14 protein-coding genes and 1 tRNA gene are annotated in these 17018 nt (G+C 69.1%); 11 read left to right on the top strand and 4 right to left on the bottom strand.

Going from position 1 to position 17018, the window contains the following annotated elements; translation table 11 throughout:
• Positions 1–29 precede the first annotated feature (29 nt).
• Positions 30–881: a DUF4429 domain-containing protein gene (locus PV396_RS22130; protein ID WP_319207070.1), complete on the top strand. Its 852-nt coding sequence runs from the start codon at positions 30–32 to the stop codon at positions 879–881.
• 97 nt (positions 882–978) lie between these two features.
• Here the strand turns inward: PV396_RS22130 and PV396_RS22125 are convergent, their stop codons facing one another.
• Complete coding sequence (locus PV396_RS22125) at positions 979–2550, bottom strand: metallophosphoesterase family protein (protein WP_319207398.1); 1572 nt, start codon at positions 2548–2550, stop codon at positions 979–981.
• Positions 2551–2714: 164 nt separating this feature from the next.
• Between PV396_RS22125 and PV396_RS22120 the strand changes: the two genes are divergently transcribed.
• Positions 2715–2972 carry a hypothetical protein gene (locus PV396_RS22120; protein ID WP_319207068.1) on the top strand — a complete coding sequence of 86 codons (258 nt, stop codon included), beginning with the start codon at positions 2715–2717 and terminating at the stop codon, positions 2970–2972.
• A gap of 46 nt (positions 2973–3018) precedes the next feature.
• Entirely contained in the window at positions 3019–4836 is a 1818-nt protein-coding gene (gene glmS / locus PV396_RS22115) for a glutamine--fructose-6-phosphate transaminase (isomerizing) (RefSeq protein WP_319207066.1), read from the top strand.
• A gap of 291 nt (positions 4837–5127) precedes the next feature.
• Here glmS and PV396_RS22110 read toward each other — a convergent pair whose 3' ends face one another.
• The gene (locus PV396_RS22110) at positions 5128–5655 is read right to left on the bottom strand and encodes a universal stress protein (protein WP_006376589.1); all 528 of its coding nucleotides are present in this window, start codon (positions 5653–5655) and stop codon (positions 5128–5130) included.
• A 347-nt stretch (positions 5656–6002) separates the two neighbouring features.
• On the opposite strand from PV396_RS22110, the gene PV396_RS22105 reads away from it, so the two are divergent.
• The 4 genes from PV396_RS22105 (at position 6003) to PV396_RS22090 (ending at position 8993) form a co-directional block, all read left to right on the top strand.
• Positions 6003–6299 (top strand): hypothetical protein, encoded by a 297-nt coding sequence (locus PV396_RS22105; protein WP_319207064.1) that lies wholly within the window; start codon positions 6003–6005, stop codon positions 6297–6299.
• Between the two features lie 386 nt (positions 6300–6685).
• Positions 6686–7954: a helix-turn-helix domain-containing protein gene (locus PV396_RS22100; protein WP_319207062.1), complete on the top strand. Its 1269-nt coding sequence runs from the start codon at positions 6686–6688 to the stop codon at positions 7952–7954.
• A gap of 247 nt (positions 7955–8201) precedes the next feature.
• Entirely contained in the window at positions 8202–8807 is a 606-nt protein-coding gene (orn, locus tag PV396_RS22095) for an oligoribonuclease (protein WP_319207060.1), read from the top strand.
• Positions 8808–8920: 113 nt separating this feature from the next.
• Positions 8921–8993 (top strand) — tRNA-His (locus PV396_RS22090).
• Between the two features lie 85 nt (positions 8994–9078).
• Here the strand turns inward: PV396_RS22090 and PV396_RS22085 are convergent.
• Positions 9079–10134, bottom strand: a complete 1056-nt coding sequence (locus PV396_RS22085; RefSeq protein ID WP_319207058.1) for a LacI family DNA-binding transcriptional regulator — start codon at positions 10132–10134, stop codon at positions 9079–9081.
• 416 nt (positions 10135–10550) lie between these two features.
• On the opposite strand from PV396_RS22085, the gene PV396_RS22080 reads away from it, so the two are divergent.
• The 4 genes from PV396_RS22080 to PV396_RS22065 all read left to right on the top strand — a co-directional run bounded on the left by PV396_RS22080 (position 10551) and on the right by PV396_RS22065 (position 15392).
• Positions 10551–11879, top strand: a complete 1329-nt coding sequence (locus PV396_RS22080) for an ABC transporter substrate-binding protein (protein WP_319207056.1) — start codon at positions 10551–10553, stop codon at positions 11877–11879.
• On the top strand, positions 11876–12895 hold the full coding sequence (locus PV396_RS22075) for a sugar ABC transporter permease (RefSeq protein ID WP_319207054.1): 1020 nt from the start codon (positions 11876–11878) through the stop codon (positions 12893–12895). Before PV396_RS22080 ends, PV396_RS22075 begins: the two co-directional genes overlap by 4 nt.
• The gene (locus PV396_RS22070) at positions 12892–13806 is read left to right on the top strand and encodes a carbohydrate ABC transporter permease (RefSeq protein WP_319207052.1); all 915 of its coding nucleotides are present in this window, start codon (positions 12892–12894) and stop codon (positions 13804–13806) included. The genes PV396_RS22075 and PV396_RS22070 overlap by 4 nt, the downstream gene beginning before the upstream one ends.
• Before the next feature lie 155 nt (positions 13807–13961).
• Positions 13962–15392 (top strand): GH1 family beta-glucosidase, encoded by a 1431-nt coding sequence (locus PV396_RS22065; protein WP_319207050.1) that lies wholly within the window; start codon positions 13962–13964, stop codon positions 15390–15392.
• Positions 15393–15627: 235 nt separating this feature from the next.
• Here PV396_RS22065 and PV396_RS22060 read toward each other — a convergent pair whose 3' ends face one another.
• Positions 15628–17007, bottom strand: a complete 1380-nt coding sequence (locus PV396_RS22060; RefSeq protein ID WP_319207048.1) for a HAMP domain-containing sensor histidine kinase — start codon at positions 17005–17007, stop codon at positions 15628–15630.
• Positions 17008–17018: the final 11 nt, after the last annotated feature.

Here is a 17018-nt window from a genome sequence, read left to right as displayed (position 1 = left end):
AGCACCCGGGCGTCGGCGACAATTGCCTCATGGCGGAGATCATCCAGAAGGACGGCACCTGGGTCTTCGACGGTGACGCCCTGCGGCTCACCCCGGGGCGTGACAAGAGCGTCGGCCTGCTCCGCAAGGACCTGGGCGAACTCACCGTCCCCCTCGACGCGTTGGCCGGTGTCTCCTTCGAACAGGGCCGGAAGTCGGGGCGTTTGAGGCTGCGGCTGCGCGACGGCGCCGACCCGCTGCTCCAGGCGACCGGCGGCAAACTGGCGGAACCGCACGACCCGTACCAGCTGAACGTCGAGTCCGACCGGTACGGCGTCGCCGAGTACTTCGTGGACGAGGTCAGGAACGGGCTGCTGCTCGACGAGGTGCCGTCCGGAGCCGTCGACCGGTATCTGCTGCCGGGGCCCGCCGTACCGCTGTCCGTGTCGGCCGGGGACGGCACCGCGACCTTCGACGGGGAGCACGTCCGGCTGGAGTGGAACTGGAAGACGGAGGACGCGAAGGCGGCCGCCGGACCCCGTTCCCTGGCCGTCGCCGACATCACAGCCGTGGAGTGGCATCCGGCGGTGGGCCTGGAGAACGGCTACCTGCGCTTCGGCGTGCGGCACGCGCCGACCGAGGCCCCGCCGAAGTACGACCCCCACTCCGTCGAGCTGTGGGGCTTCAAGAAGGACCCGCTGATGGCGTTGGTCGCGGCGGCCGTCCAGGCCCGCCTGCCGCATCCGGGGGCGACCGTGACGGACGTACCACCGCGACCGCGGCAGGACGACCACGACGCCCTGCTCCGCCGGCTGCGTGAACTCGGTGAGCTGCACCGGACGGGCGTACTCACGGACGACGAGTTCGCGCACGCCAAACAGGCGGTCCTCAAACGCATGTAGAACACGCGCCGGAGAACCGCCTGTCGGTGTTACTGGTGACTCACTCGGTTACCGGTAACTCACGCGTACGCCCCGCCTTCTGGGCATACGCGCATGCTCAGCGTACGCGGCGGGCGACCGTGAAACGGTCGACCTCCTCGCCCGTCTCCGCGATCCCGCGCACCGTCAGGGTGGCGAGGCGGCCCTTGGACGCGGGGGTGACGTCGACGCACAGGAACGAGTAGTCGAGGTAGCGCACCCGCGACCAGGTGACCGTCTCGTTGACCTTGCCGTCCTTGGTGTTGATGAAGGAGGCGACCGAGTCGACCTCGTTCTCGTGGCCCTCGTAGGACAGCGGTGCGGTGAACGCGTACAGGCTGCGGCCGGCCGCGCCCGCCGTCACGTAGACGACGCCCTCGGTCTCGGGGTACGAAGTCCCACCGATCGGGAGCTTCTTGGTGACCGCGCCGCCCTTGATGACATCGGTGCGCTCGTACTGGTGGTTGTGGCCGTTGATGACCAGGTCGACCGTGTACTTCTCGAACAGCGGTACCCACTCCTGGCGCACGCCCCCCTCCGAGGCGTGCGCGGTGGAGGTGCAGTAGGCGCAGTGGTGGAAGAAGACCACGATGAAGTCGACGTCGCCGCAGGCGCGGTACTTCTTGAGCTGCGCCTCCAGCCACTTGGTCTGGGTGCCGCCCGAGATACCGAGGTTGGCCGGGATCTCGAAGGAGATGTCGTTGGCGTCGAGCGAGATGACCGCCGTGTTGCCGTAGACGAAGGAGTAGACGCCGGGGAGGTTCTTCTTGTCCGGGCCGTTGTCGGGGAGGTTCCAGCGGGCGTCCTCGCCGCCGTAGCCGTTGGGCGAGTACCAGGCCTCCATGTCGTGGTTGCCGTAGGCGGGCATCCACGGCACGGACTTGGCGACCGACTCGGTCTGCGCGAGGAACTGGTCCCACACGCGGGAGTCGAAGCCGGTGTCGGAGGTCTTGCCCTGGCCGGCCGGGTCGCCGTATGCGATGTCGCCGGCGTGCAGGTGGAAGGCCGGGTTCTGGCCGAGGAGCAGGCTGTTGTTGGCGAGGGCGTGGTAGCTGACGCCCTCGTCGCCGAAGGCCGTGAAGGTGAACGGCTTCTTGTGGTCCGGGGCTGTGGTGAAGGTGCCGAGGGTGCCCAGCAGGTGTGCCTCGGCCGGGTCGAAGCCGGCGTGGCCGACGCCGTAGTAGTACGTCTGGCCGGGGCGCAGGTGGGTGAGCTTGGCGTGCAGGTAGTACTGGGTGTGGTCGCCGCTGGCGCCGACGCCGGCCGGGGTGTAGAGGGTGCGGACCTCGGCCTCGATCTTGCGGGAGAGGTCCCAGGGGTGGGCGCCGATCCGGATGAAGGGCTTCTTCACCGCGACCGGGACCTGCCAGGAGACGGTGATCTCCGTGCGGGGGTCGTTGCCCCAGGCGAGGTGCCGGCCGAAGGGGGCGACGAGCGCGCCGTCGACCTTCTCGGTCTGGGGGTACGTCTGCGTCGGTACGGAGGTCCGCGTCGCGGCCTGGGCGGCGCCCGGTACGAACGCACCGCCCGCGACGGCGCCGACGGTGACGGCGCCGCTTCTGATCATCGTGCGCCGCGAGAACTTGGCGCGAAGGTACTCGTGCTGCTCGGCCATGCTCATGCGCTCGGCAAGTTGCTCGGGTACGCCCATGCGAGGAGTGTCCATGGCTGAAAACGGTGCTCTGGGTACCCATCGCCGCGCAGGACACAAAGTGAACAGGCCCCGAACAGGGTCCCATAAGAGTTTCAACAGACCGCTGCCCGATATCGGGCAGGATTGTTGCGATTGCCCGCGCTTTACCTCAGGATCGTCAGGTGCACGACGACCTCGTTGATCATCTGACGCGTACCACACCCCTGTCCCGGGGCGAGGCACTGCGGGTGATTCAGGACGTTCTCGCCTACTTCGACGAGACCACCGAGGATTATGTCCGTCGTCGCCACCGCGAACTCCAGGGCCAGGGCCTGGTGAACGCGGAGATCTTCGACCGGATCGAGGCGGACCTCAGATACCGCGCGGTCGCACCGGCGGAGCTCACCCTCCGCCAGCTGCGCCGCATCGTCTACGGCTAGTCATCTACTCGTCATCTACGTACAACAGGGACAGGGACTCTTTTATATGTGCGGAATTGTCGGATACATCGGCAGGCGTGACGTGGCGCCGCTGCTCCTCGAAGGCCTGCAGCGCCTGGAGTACCGCGGCTACGACTCGGCGGGCATCGTCGTGACCTCGCCGAAGGCGACCGGCCTGAAGATGGTCAAGGCCAAGGGCCGCGTCCGGGACCTGGAGGCCAAGGTCCCCAAGCGCTTCGCCGGCACCACCGGCATCGCCCACACCCGCTGGGCCACGCACGGCGCCCCCTCCGACCACAACGCGCACCCGCACATGTCGGCCGACAACAAGGTCGCCGTCGTACACAACGGGATCATCGACAACGCCTCCGACCTGCGCAAGAAGCTCGAGGCCGACGGCGTCGAGTTCCTCTCCGAGACGGACACAGAGGTCCTCACCCACCTCATCGCCCGCTCCCAGGCGGAGACCCTGGAGGAGAAGGTCCGCCAGGCGCTGCGCGTGATCGAGGGCACGTACGGCATCGCCGTCATGCACGCCGACTTCCCGGACCGGATCGTGACGGCCCGCAACGGCTCGCCGGTCGTCCTGGGCATCGGCGAGAAGGAGATGTTCGTCGCCTCGGACATCGCCGCGCTGGTCACCCACACGCGGCAGATAGTGACTCTGGACGACGGCGAGATGGCCACCCTCAAGGCCGACGACTTCCGCACCTACACCACGGAGGGCACCCGCACCACGGCGGAGCCCACCACCGTGGAGTGGGAGGCCGCCTCGTACGACATGGGCGGCCACGACACGTACATGCACAAGGAGATCCACGAGCAGGCCGAGGCCGTCGACCGGGTCCTGCGCGGCCGGATCGACGACCGTTTCTCCACGGTCCACCTCGGCGGCCTCAACCTCGACGCCCGCGAGGCGCGTGCCGTGCGGCGCGTGAAGATCCTGGGCTGCGGCACCTCGTACCACGCGGGCATGATCGGCGCCCAGATGATCGAGGAGCTGGCCCGCATCCCGGCCGACGCCGAGCCCGCCTCGGAGTTCCGCTACCGCAACGCGGTCGTCGACCCCGACACCCTGTACGTGGCCGTCTCCCAGTCCGGTGAGACGTACGACGTGCTGGCGGCCGTCCAGGAGCTGAAGCGCAAGGGCGCGCGAGTGCTGGGCATCGTCAACGTGGTCGGTTCCGCGATCGCCCGCGAGGCGGACGGCGGCATGTACGTGCACGCGGGCCCCGAGGTCTGCGTCGTCTCGACGAAGTGCTTCACCAACACCACGGTCGCCTTCGCCCTCCTCGCCCTCCACCTGGGCCGCACCCGCGACCTGTCGGTCCGCGACGGCAAGCGGATCATCGAGGGCCTGCGCAAGCTGCCCGGGCAGATCTCCGAGATCCTGGAGCAGGAGGACGAGATCAAGAAGCTGGCCGAGCAGTACGCCGAGGCCCGCTCGATGCTCTTCATCGGCCGCGTCCGGGGCTACCCGGTGGCCCGCGAGGCCTCCCTGAAGCTCAAGGAGGTCTCGTACATCCATGCCGAGGCCTACCCCGCCTCGGAGTTGAAGCACGGCCCGCTGGCCCTCATCGAGCCGGCGCTGCCCACGGTCGCGATCGTCCCGGACGACGACCTCCTGGAGAAGAACCGCGCCGCCCTGGAGGAGATCAAGGCCCGCAGCGGCCGCATCCTCGCGGTGGCCCACCAGGAGCAGGAGAAGGCCGACCAGACGATCGTCGTCCCGAAGAACGAGGACGAACTGGACCCCATCCTGATGGGCATCCCCCTCCAACTCCTCGCCTACCACACGGCCTTGTCCCTGGGCCGAGACATCGACAAGCCCAGGAACCTCGCCAAGTCGGTAACGGTGGAGTAGCCGGCCCGCTACAGGGACGCCCCTGGAGGGCAGCCCCGAAGGGGCGCCCTCCAGGGGCGCGGGGAACTGCGCGACAAGCCCCCACCGCCCCGCAGAGACCAACAAACAAAAACGAGCCCCCCGTGTTGCCACCGAACACAGGGGGCTCGCCCATACTCGCCGGGGATCGCCCAACCCCCGGCCTGCGCAGCAACCGGTGGCCGTCACACCCCGGGCGCGATGCCCCCTATATGCCCTTCACAAGCGCACAAAACCCTCTACGCACCAGTAGGTTCACCCACCGCGAGGGAGTTACGGAATGACCACAACAGGCCGCTGAGCCCGCTTCGCAAGCCGCCCCGCCACCGACCCGAAGATCCGCCCGACGATGCCATGGGTCGAACCGACGACGATCGCATCGGCCTCGTACTCCCGCCCCACCTCTTCGAGCTCATGGCAGATGTCCCCACCACGCTCGACAAGGATCCACGGCACCTCGGCCAGATAGTCCGCACAGGCGAGTTCGAGCCCGAGCACCTCGGTTCTGTGGTCCGGCACGTCGACGAAGACGGGCGGCTCACAGCCGGCCCACACCGTGGTCGGGAGCCGATTGGCGACGTGCACGATGATCAGGCCCGAACCGGAGCGGTGGGCCATGCCGATGGCGTACGCGAGGGCGCGCTCACTCGACGTCGAGCCGTCGAAACCGACGACGACACCGTGCTTGAACGCGGGGTCGCAGGACTGACGTGGTTCTTCCGCCGCCAAGGGCTCGGCCGCCGTGTGGTCGGCGACGGGGCGCTTGCGGTCCGCGGGTTCCAGGAATTCGTGACCGGCCATGGGATTCTCGGCGTTTTGATCCTCGTGGTGGGACGACGTGATGCGGGACGACACTGTGCGGCGGAGCTGTGTCCGGGAATCATCTTCCCAACCCCATACCCCCAAGGGTACGGCCGCACGCCTCCGTAGCCCATAGCCCGCCCATGCTCCGGACGGGTTCCAGGGAGCATGCCCGAGGGGGTGCCCGTAACGCAATGGTTGCTGCCACGTACAGGCTGTTTCCACAGGGTTCGCGTACATCTCACCCGGGTCGATCATGCTCGCGCACATCTTCCGGACACGATGGCCAGTGACCGACCGCTCGAACAAGCGTTGAACCCCGTGACCCATCGTCACAGGGAGCAGCCATGACCTCACCGAGCCGGGACTCCGCGAGCGATCTCGTCCGCTGGGCGGCCTTCAGCTGCGTCCTGGTCCCCGTGGTGCTCGTCCTCTACGGCACCTCGCTCGGTGGGGCCGCCGGTACGGCGCTCGGGCTGGCGGCCGTGACGGCGGTGTGCCGGGTGCTGCTGCGCCAGTCCGAGCGCGGTGCGGCGAGGATGCCGGCCGAGGAGGGCGCCCCGCACCGGGGGCGGCACTGCAGGGCCCCTTCGGGCTCGCATCGGGGCACGCGACACTCCGGCGGAACTACACCGGTCGATTGACCTGTTTTCGCGCACGCGCCCGATGCTTTTCAGCCAACTTCCGGACACCGTGCACCCCTTGGCCGAACAACCCCCAAACCCCCGTTCCACCTGCACTGAAAGGGTCTGGGCGGGGCCGCGCACCCTACGCGGATTGGCCACTACGACGAGGCGCACTTCCCTGCGCGGCCCACTAGTGCAACGCTTCGTGATCGAATGCTTTACGCCAAGTTGCCAAGTCGACAATCTGTCCAGTGACGGACTGGTCATCTCGGCATCATGGGACACAGTAGATTCGATCTTGACTGTCTACGGCGGGGGACTCGTGCAGGACCGAGGGGAAACGTGCTGGAGCGACAGGCCCGACAAGTTAGGGGCGACGCGACCACCGAGGGGGGCTTAGCAGTATGAGCCACGACTCCACTGCCGCGCCGGAAGCCGCGGCCCGGAAACTCTCCGGGCGACGCCGCAAGGAGATCGTTGCGGTGCTGCTGTTCAGCGGCGGCCCCATTTTCGAGAGTTCCATTCCGCTGTCGGTGTTCGGGATTGACCGCCAGGACGCCGGAGTGCCGCGCTACCGACTGCTGGTGTGCGCCGGAGAAGAGGGCCCGCTGCGGACGACCGGCGGGCTCGAACTGACCGCGCCGAACGGCCTGGAGGCGATCGCGCGGGCAGGCACGGTCGTCGTGCCCGCCTGGCGTTCGATCACCGCGCCGCCACCGGAGGAGGCGCTCGACGCACTGCGTCGGGCCCACGAAGAGGGCGCGCGGATCGTAGGCCTGTGCACGGGCGCGTTCGTTCTCGCGGCGGCGGGCCTGCTGGACGGCCGCCCGGCGACGACACACTGGATGTACGCGCCGACGCTGGCGAAGCGCTATCCGTCCGTCCATGTCGATCCACGCGAACTCTTCGTGGACGACGGCGACGTACTGACGAGCGCCGGCACAGCGGCAGGCATCGACCTGTGCCTGCACATCGTGCGGACGGACCACGGCAACGAGGCGGCCGGTGCGCTGGCCCGCCGACTGGTGGTCCCACCGCGCCGGTCGGGCGGCCAGGAGCGCTACCTCGACCGATCTTTACCAGAGGAGATCGGCGCCGACCCGCTCGCCGAGGTCGTCGCCTGGGCGCTGGAACACCTCCACGAGCAGTTCGACGTGGAGACGCTGGCGGCACGCGCGTACATGTCCCGTCGTACGTTCGACCGCCGCTTCCGCTCGCTCACGGGAAGCGCGCCGCTGCAGTGGCTGATCACGCAGCGCGTCCTGCAGGCCCAGCGTCTCCTGGAGACGTCGGACTACTCGGTGGACGAGGTCGCGGGCCGCTGCGGCTTCCGTTCGCCGGTGGCGCTGCGCGGTCACTTCCGCCGCCAGCTGGGCTCGTCCCCGGCCGCGTACCGCGCGGCCTACCGGGCGCGCAGGCCGCAGGGTGAGCGCATGTCCGAGCCGGACCCGGTGGTGAGCGGAGTGCAGGGCGGCATGGGTACGCCGACCACGGCGGGCCAGGGACACGGGCACGGCCCGGGTCACGGCCACGACCGGTCCCCGCACCCGGAGAGCCCGGTCCCGATCCAGGCCCGCCGCACGGCGAGCACGGTCGGCCTCTCGGCGGAGCACGGGCGGGATCCGTACGTCGGAAACCGCGCGAGCCTGCCGGGCCAGCGGAGCGGCACATAACGGTAGGTGACTTGTGAACGCCGGACGGGCTGGGGTACGTCACTCAGCCCGTCCCGCACTTTCAAGTGCCGGCCCGCATCTCCAGCCCGTCCGGCGTTTGAGGACGAGGCCCCTTAAGGGCCGAAGCGGGGGTCCAGGGGCGGCAGCCCCCAGCCGAGGCCCACACCGACGCCGGGTGCCCAACCCCCCGCGCAACCGCACCGCACCACTGGTTCGCCGCGCGCCTCCTCCCCGTAAGGTGAGACGCATGAACGATCGCATGGTGTGGATCGACTGCGAGATGACCGGTCTCTCGCTGTCCGACGACGCGCTCATCGAGGTGGCCGCACTGGTCACCGACTCCGAGCTGAACGTACTCGGCGAGGGGGTGGACATCGTCATCCGTCCGCCCGACTCGGCGCTGGAGACGATGCCGGAGGTGGTGCGCCAGATGCACACCTCGTCCGGGCTCCTCGACGAACTCGCCGGCGGTACGACGCTGGCGGACGCCGAGGCCCAGGTCCTCGCGTATGTCCGGGAGCACGTCAAGGAGCCGGGCAAGGCCCCGTTGTGCGGCAACTCGGTCGGTACGGACCGCGGCTTCCTGCTCCGGGACATGGGCACCCTGGAGGCGTACCTCCACTACCGGATCGTGGACGTCAGTTCGGTGAAGGAGCTGGCCCGGCGCTGGTTCCCGAGGGCGTACTTCAACAGCCCCGACAAGAACGGCAACCACCGCGCCCTCGCCGACATCCGCGAGTCGATCGCCGAACTGCGGTACTACCGCGAGGCGATCTTCGTACCGCAGCCGGGCCCGGACTCGGACACGGCGCGCACGATCGCGGCGAAGCACGTGCTGCCCGCGGCACAGTGAGTTCGCATGCCTGAGAACGCCTGAGAAAAGCCGGGCGCGAGCACCCCTTCGGACCCTGTACACTTTTTCTCGGCCGGTCAGGAAGACCACTCGGACTTCCCAAGCCGGTCATGGTGGGTGTAGCTCAGCTGGTAGAGCACCTGGTTGTGGTCCAGGATGCCGCGGGTTCAAGTCCCGTCACTCACCCTGAAAGATCAAGCCCTGGTCTGCGAAAGCAGGCCAGGGCTTCTTCGTTGTCGGCCCCGCGGGAACATCGCGGGAACACGACCCCTCAGGACGACGTACGAGCCATCAGCTCCGTGGGAAGCACCACCTGACGGCGTTCCAGTACCCGGGACGCCGTCGGGCGGCGGTCCGCGACCTCCTCCAGGAGCAGGTCGATCATCGCCCGGCCCATTTCCACGATCGGCTGGCGCACGCTCGTCAGGGGCGGGTCCATGTGGCGGGCAATGGCCGAGTCGTCGTAGCCGACGAGTGCCACGTCCTCGGGTATACGGCGGCCCTGTTCGCGCAGGACCTGGCGGGCGCCCGCCGCAGTGACGTCCGAGCCGGCGAAGACCGCGTCCAGGTCGGGGCAGCGGGCGAGGAGGCGGGTCATCGCCCGGCGGCCGCCCTCCTCCGTGAAGTCGCCCGGTTCGATCAGGTCCTCGTCCACCGTGTGGCCCGCCGCCTCCAGGGCGTCGCGGTAGCCGTCGACGCGGCGCTGGGCGCCGTACACGTCCAGGCGGCCCGTGATGTGGGCGACCTTGTGGCGGCCCCGGGACAGCAGGTGTTCGGCCGCCTGGCGTCCGCCTCCGTAGTTGTCCGAGTCGACCGAGGTGAGGGTCTCCGCCGCCGACCTCGGGCCGCTGATCACCGCCGGGATCTCCAGCTGGGCCAGCAGGTCGGGGAGCGGGTCGTCCGCGTGGGTCGAGACGAGCAGGACGCCGTCGACGCGGTGGGCGGCCAGGTACTGGGCGAGACGCTCGCGTTCCCGGTCACTGCCCGCGAAGATCAGCAACAGCTGCATCTCCGTGTCCGAGATCGCGGCGCCCACACCGCGCAGGATGTCCGAGAAGTACGGTTCCGCGAAGAAGCGGGTCTCCGGCTCGGGGACGACCAGGGCGATCGCGTCCGTGCGGTTCGCCGCGAGGGCGCGGGCGGCGGTGTTCGGGACGTAGCCGAGTTCCGCGACGGCCGCCTCGACCGCCGCCCGGGTCACGTCACTGACCCTCGGGGAACCGTTGATCACGCGGGAGACCGTGCCGCGACCCACTCCGGCGCGCGCGGCGACCTCTTCGAGGGTCGGCCGCCCGCCACTCCGGCCCCGCACTCCGTGGCCCACCATGGTCCGTCTCCCGTCACCCGCTTGTCTGGTCTGGAATCTAACAGCCCGCATTCCGGACCGAAGTCCGGCAACAGTCCTCTCGCGGCCCGGCGCCACCCCTTCCCGGTCCGCCGGGGATCCTCCGATGCCCGGCGGCACGTTCACGGGGTCCGCCAACCGGCCTTCCGTAGGCTTCCGTTCCGCTTTCAGGAGCTTTAGTTAACAGCCCGATAACCGAAGACACATCGCCGCGTCTCCACCCTTGACACCCCCGCCCGGACCGACGACTCTTCAACACATCACCTGTGGGAGCGCTCCCACGGTACCTGACACATACACATCCCGCACGTTCCCCGCCCGAGCCGCCGCAGTAGAACTAACGGGCCCAACAACGCAGTTGGCCGGGGGGTCGGCACGTCAGGCAACAGGAGGACGCAATGCGCACGAGTACCCGCGGGTCCCGCAGACTGGTGACCCTCGCGGTCGTCGCCACACTGACGACGGGGCTGCTGGCCGGCTGCGCCGACGACTCGGACGACGGCGAGCCGAACAACGGCGGAGGCGGCGGCGGAGGCGGCGGCAAGACCGAGCTGACCATCGGCACCTTCGGTGTCTTCGGTTACAAGCAGGCTGGTCTCTACGACGAGTACATGAAACTCCACCCGGACGTCAGCATCAAGGAGAACGTCACCACCAAGACCGACGTGTACTGGCCCAAGACGATCACCCGTCTGCAGGCCGGTTCCGGTGTCGACGACATCCAGGCGATCGAGATCGGCAACGTCGCCGAGGCCGTGCAGACGCAGGCGGACAAGTTCGTCGACCTCGGCAAGGAGGTCGACAAGTCCCAGTGGCTGGACTGGAAGAACGCGCAGGCCACCACCAAGGACGGCAAGCAGATCGGGCTCGGCACCGACATCGGCCCGATGGCGATCTGCTACCGCAAGGACCTGTTCCAGAAGGCCGGCCTGGAGACGGACCGGACCAAGCTCGCCGCACAGTGGGCGGGCGACTGGTCGAAGTTCGTGGCCGTCGGCAAGGACTACATGAAGAAGGCGCCGAGCGGCACCAAGTTCGTGGACTCCGCCTCCTCGGTCTACAACGCCGTACTGGGTGGCGCGAGCGAGCGCTACTACGACAAGGACGGCAACCCCATCTGGGAGAAGTCCACGGGCGTGAAGGACGCGTGGGACTCCGCGATGCAGGTCGCGACCAGCGACATGTCGGCGAAGCTGAAGCAGTTCGAGAAGCCGTGGGACCAGGCTCTCGCGAACGCGACCTTCGCGACCGTGGCCTGCCCCGCGTGGATGATCGGCTACATCCAGGAGAAGTCCGGTGAGTCCGGCAAGGGCAACTGGGACGTGGCGGCGGCGCCGACCGCGGCCAACTGGGGCGGCGCCTTCATCGGCGTTCCGGTGGCCGGCAAGCACCAGAAGGAGGCCATCGCGCTCGCCAAGTGGCTGACGGCCCCCGAGCAGCAGGCCAAGGTCTTCGCCAAGCAGGCGAGCTTCCCGTCGGCCCCGTCGGCGTACGCGACCCTGAAGCCGCAGCCCGCCACCGTCGAGTTCTTCTCGAACGCGCCGATCACCGAGATCTACGCGGCGTCGGCCAAGACCATCCCGGTCCAGTACTTCGGCCTCAAGGACCAGCCGATCGGCACCGCGATCGCGGACATCGGCATCCTCCAGGTCGAGCAGAAGGGCAAGAGCCCTGAGCAGGGCTGGGACGCGGCCAAGAACGAGATCAAGGACGTGCTCGGCCAGTGACCAGCTCCAAGCAGGCTCTCGCGCATCCCGCGCCGAGTGCCGAGACCGCGCCCGGCGACCAGCCGGGCGCGGTCCGGGGCGCTCAAGGTCGCGGTAAGCCGCCTTCGGGCTCGAGTTCGTGGCGCAGTCGGCTGTACCGCTGGGACATGAAGGCGTCGCCGTACGCGTTCATCACCCCCTTCTTCCTTGTCTTCGGGGCCTTCGGACTGGTCCCGCTCCTCTACACGGGCTGGTACTCGCTGCACAACGTGCAGCTGTCCTCGCTGGACAACGAGACCTGGGTGGGCCTGGAGAACTACAAGAACCTGTGGTCCTCGGACTTCTTCTGGAAGGCCCTGCAGAACACCTTCACCATCGGTCTGATCTCGACCGTGCCGCAGCTGCTGCTGGCGCTCGGCATCGCGCACCTGCTCAACTACAAGCTGCGCGGCTCGACCCTGTGGCGGGTGGTCATGCTCACCCCGTACGCCACCTCGGTGGCGGCGGCGACGCTGGTCTTCACCCTGCTGTACTCGTGGGACGGCGGCATGATCAACTGGCTGCTGAGTTTCGTCGGGGTCGACCCGATCAACTGGCGCGAGTCCGACTGGGGCGGGCAGTTCGCCGTCTCCAGCATCGTGATCTGGCGGTGGACCGGCTACAACGCGCTGATCTACCTCGCGGCGATGCAGGCGATCCCCGCCGACCTGTACGAGTCGACGGCTCTCGACGGCGCGAACCGCTGGCAGCAGTTCCGCCATGTCACGATCCCGATGCTCCGGCCGACGATCCTGTTCACCGTGGTCGTGTCCACCATCGGCGCCACCCAGCTCTTCGGTGAGCCCCTGCTGTTCGGCGGGTCCAAGGGCGGCTCCGAGCACCAGTACCAGACGCTCGGTCTGTACATGTACGACCAGGGCTGGATCATCGGCAACCTCGGCAAGGCGTCCGCGATCGCGTGGTCGATGTTCCTGATCCTGCTGATCGTCGCCGCGGTCAACATGCTGATCAACCGACGTCTGAGGAAATCCCAATGACCACAAGTGATCTGACGCTTCCTCAGGTGGACCCGGAGTCGAAGCCGAAGGGCGCCAAGGGCTCGCGGCGCCCCCGGATGATCGGCGCGGGCAAGCAACTGCACGCGGGCCCGGTCACCTATGTCGTCCTCACGGTCTTCTCGCTGATCTCGCTGGCCCCGCTGCTGTGGACGGCGATCGCGGCCTCCCGTGACAACACCCGGCTCGCCCAGACGCCGCCGCCGCTGTGGTTCGGCGCGAACCTGTTCAAGAACATGCAGGCCGCGTGGGACGAGGTGGGCCTCGGCACGGCGATGCTCAACAGCACGATCGTCGCCGGCACCATCACGGTCAGCACGGTGCTGTTCTCGACGCTGGCGGGATTCGCCTTCGCCAAGCTGCGGTTCAGGTTCTCCAGCACGCTGCTGCTGCTGACCATCGGCACGATGATGATCCCGCCGCAGCTCGCCGTCGTACCGCTGTACCTGTGGATGGCCGACCTCGGCTGGTCCAACCAGTTGCAGACCGTGATCCTGCCGACGCTGGTCACCGCCTTCGGTACGTTCTTCATGCGCCAGTACCTGGTGCAGGCGCTGCCCACCGAGCTGATCGAGGCCGCGCGGATGGACGGCGCGAACAGCCTCCGCGTGGTGTGGCACGTGGTGTTCCCGGCGGCGCGGCCCGCGATGGCCGTGCTCGGGCTGCTGACCTTCGTGTTCGCCTGGAACGACTTCCTGTGGCCGATCATCGCCCTGAACCAGCAGAATCCGACGGTCCAGGTCGCCCTCAACGGCCTCGGTACGGGTTACGTGCCCGACCAGGCAGTGATCATGGCGGGCGCGCTCCTTGGCACACTGCCGCTGCTCATCGCCTTCCTTCTGTTCGGCAAGCAGATCGTGGGCGGCATCATGAACGGCGCGATCAAGGGCTGACCCGCGCAGGAACTTCGTACGGGACTTTCGTCAGGGAATTTTCGTACGGGAACTCTCAGGGGCCGGGTCACCGCCGCCTCGGCCCCTTCGCACTCTCCCCCCACTTCCCTCATTCCTACCCGTCGGTCTCCACGACCTCCTATGGGAGCGCTTCCATGCCTGAGCCCGTTAACCCGGTGACCTTTCCTCCCGCCTTCCTCTGGGGCGCGGCGACCTCCGCGTACCAGATCGAGGGGGCGGTGCGGGAGGACGGCCGCACCCCCTCGATCTGGGACACGTTCAGCCACACTCCGGGCAAAACGGCCGGCGGCGAGCACGGTGACATCGCTGTCGACCACTACCACCGCTACCGCGACGACGTGAAGCTGATGGCCGACCTCGGCCTGACCGCCTACCGCTTCTCCGTCTCCTGGTCGCGTGTGCAGCCGACCGGCCGGGGGCCGGCGGTCCAGCGCGGTCTGGACTTCTACCGGCGCCTCGTCGACGAACTGCTCGAGCACAACATCAAACCGGCGGTCACCCTCTACCACTGGGACCTGCCGCAGGAGCTGGAGGACGCGGGCGGCTGGCCTGAGCGCGAGACCGCGCTGCGGTTCGCCGAGTACGCCCAGATCATGGGTGAGGCGCTGGGCGACCGCGTCGAGCAGTGGATCACGCTCAACGAGCCCTGGTGCAGCGCGTTCCTGGGCTACTCCTCGGGTGTGCACGCCCCCGGCCGCACCGAGCCGCTGGCCTCCCTCCGGGCGGCGCACCACCTCAACCTGGCGCACGGGCTGGGCACTTCGGCCCTGCGCGCGTCGATGCCGGCCCGCAACACGGTCGCCGTGAGCCTCAACTCCTCGGTGGTCAGGCCGCTTTCGCAGACGCCGGCCGATCTGGCGGCGGTCCAGAAGATCGACGACCTCGCCAACGGTGTCTTCCACGGTCCGATGCTGCACGGCGCCTACCCGGAGACCCTGTTCGCCGCGACCTCGTCGCTCACCGACTGGTCGTACGTCCTGGACGGCGACCTCGCGCTGATCAACCAGCCGCTGGACGCGCTGGGCCTCAACTACTACACCCCGACGCTGGTGTCGGCGGCCGAGGAGAAGCCGAGCGGCCCGCGCGCCGACGGGCACGGGGCGAGCGACTTCTCGCCGTGGCCGGCGGCGGACGACGTCCTCTTCCACCAGTCCCCCGGCGAGCGCACGGAGATGGGCTGGTCGATCGACCCGACGGGCCTGCACGACCTGATCATGCGGTACACGAAGGAGGCTCCGGGCCTGCCGATCTACGTCACGGAGAACGGCGCCGCCTACGACGACAAGCCCGAGTCCGACGGCCGCGTGCACGACCCCGAGCGGATCGCCTACCTCCACGGCCATCTGCGTGCGGTCCGGCGAGCGATCGCCGAGGGCGCGGACGTCCGCGGCTACTTCCTGTGGTCCCTGATGGACAACTTCGAGTGGGCGTACGGCTACGGCAAGCGCTTCGGCGCGGTGTACGTCGACTACGCGACCCTGGCCCGCACCCCGAAGTCGAGCGCCCTCTGGTACGGCCGAGCGGCCCGCAGCGGCACCCTGCCCCCGACGACGAACGTCGAGTAACCCTCCGGGGCGTGGGGCTACGGGGCTGAGCCCCACGCAAGGCAAGGCCAGGCCAGGTCAGGGCGCGGCACCGGAGGGGGGTGCCGCGCCTTGGCCATTGCCTGTCGGCGGAGCCGGGCAGGGGAGAGATGTTGCCGAGGCGCAGGCTGAGTCGGGCCAGTTGCTCGGTGAGATCGCTCGCGGAGGAGGCGATTCAGGAGGTCGGGACGCGGATCCTCGGGCACGGCGGTCGAGGTCACGTCCGGGCGGCGGTGCCGCGGCGTCGGGGCGTTCCTCTTCCCCGGTGTCCGCGGCGTGTCGGCGGGCGGTCGGTCAGCTGGAGCCAGATCCGTATCTCCGTGCCGCCGAGCACCGACGAGCCGATTCGTACGTCTCCGCCCGTCGACTCCGCGAGCCGGCGCACGATGTCCAGGCCCAGGCCCGTCGACCCCTCGTTGCCCGAGCCGCGCCCCCTGGCCATGGCGGCCTCGGGGTCGGTGATCCCGGGCCCCGCGTCCGACACCAGCACGATCACCGCGTCGTCGCCGTTGTGGACGTCGACCGCGAAGGCGGTGCCCTCCGGGGTGTGCCGGAAGACGTTGCCGAGCAGGGCGTCGAGCGCGGCGGCCAGGTCTGCGCGGGCCACGGGTATGCGCACGGGCCGCTCCACACCGGCCAGCCTCACCTTCCTCCCCTCGTCCTCGGCGAGCGCCGACCAGAAGGCCATCCGCTCGCGTACGACCTCGGCCGCGTCGCAACCGGCGCCCGGTCCGGGGAGAGCGGTCTGCGGTTTGGCCTCCCTGGCGGTACGGATGATCGTGTCGACCTCGCGCTCCAGCTGGGCGACGGCGGCCCGGGTCTGCTCCGCGGCCGGCCCGTCTCCGAGGGAGGCGGCGTTGAGCCGCAGCACGGTCAGCGGCGTACGCAGCCGGTGGGACAGGTCTGCGGCCAACTCCCTTTCGTTCGCCATCAGTTGGACGACCTGGTCGGCCATGGAGTTGAACGCGACCGCCGCGAGGCGCAGTTCGGCCGGTCCTTCCTCGGGCACTCTTGCGCCCAGTTTCCCCTCCCCCAGTTCCCGCGCGCCTTCGACAAGGCGCCGAGCGGGCCGCACCATGCGCACGCCCAGCCGGTCGGCGACGGCGACCGACCCGACGACGAGGACGGCCCCGACACCGGCGAGGACCGCCCAGGCCAGGCCGACGCCGTTGCTGACCTCGGCCTCGGGGACATACACCTCGACGACGGCTATCTCGCCGGAGCTGAGTGCGACGGGCTGGAGGAGCGCGGAGCCGCCGGACACCTCGGTGGTGGAGGCGCGGCCGAGTCTCCGGATCGCCGCGATGTCGGTGTCGGTGGCTCGCTGCCGTCCGAGGTCGACGGCGCTCGTGCCGCCGCTCGCGGGGATGTGCACGGCCAGGCCCGCGTCCGATCCGGCGGAGGCGACGACCCGTTCGAGCTGGTCGCGGTCGGTGGTGATGGAGAGGGCGGGGGCGACGGCCGCGGCCTGCCGCTCCGCGTTGGAGAAGGCGCGGTCGCGGGCCATCTCCCTGATGACCAGGCCGAGCGGCACGGCGAAAGCCACCACGACCATCGCCGTGACCGCCACACAGACCTTGACGAGCGCCCACCTCATGACGCCCGCCT

This window comes from Streptomyces sp. ME02-8801-2C (assembly GCF_033793965.1).
In the GTDB taxonomy this organism is placed as follows: domain Bacteria; phylum Actinomycetota; class Actinomycetes; order Streptomycetales; family Streptomycetaceae; genus Streptomyces.
The sequence above is the reverse complement of the archived record's forward strand: the minus strand, read 5'-3'. Positions and strand labels throughout refer to the sequence as shown.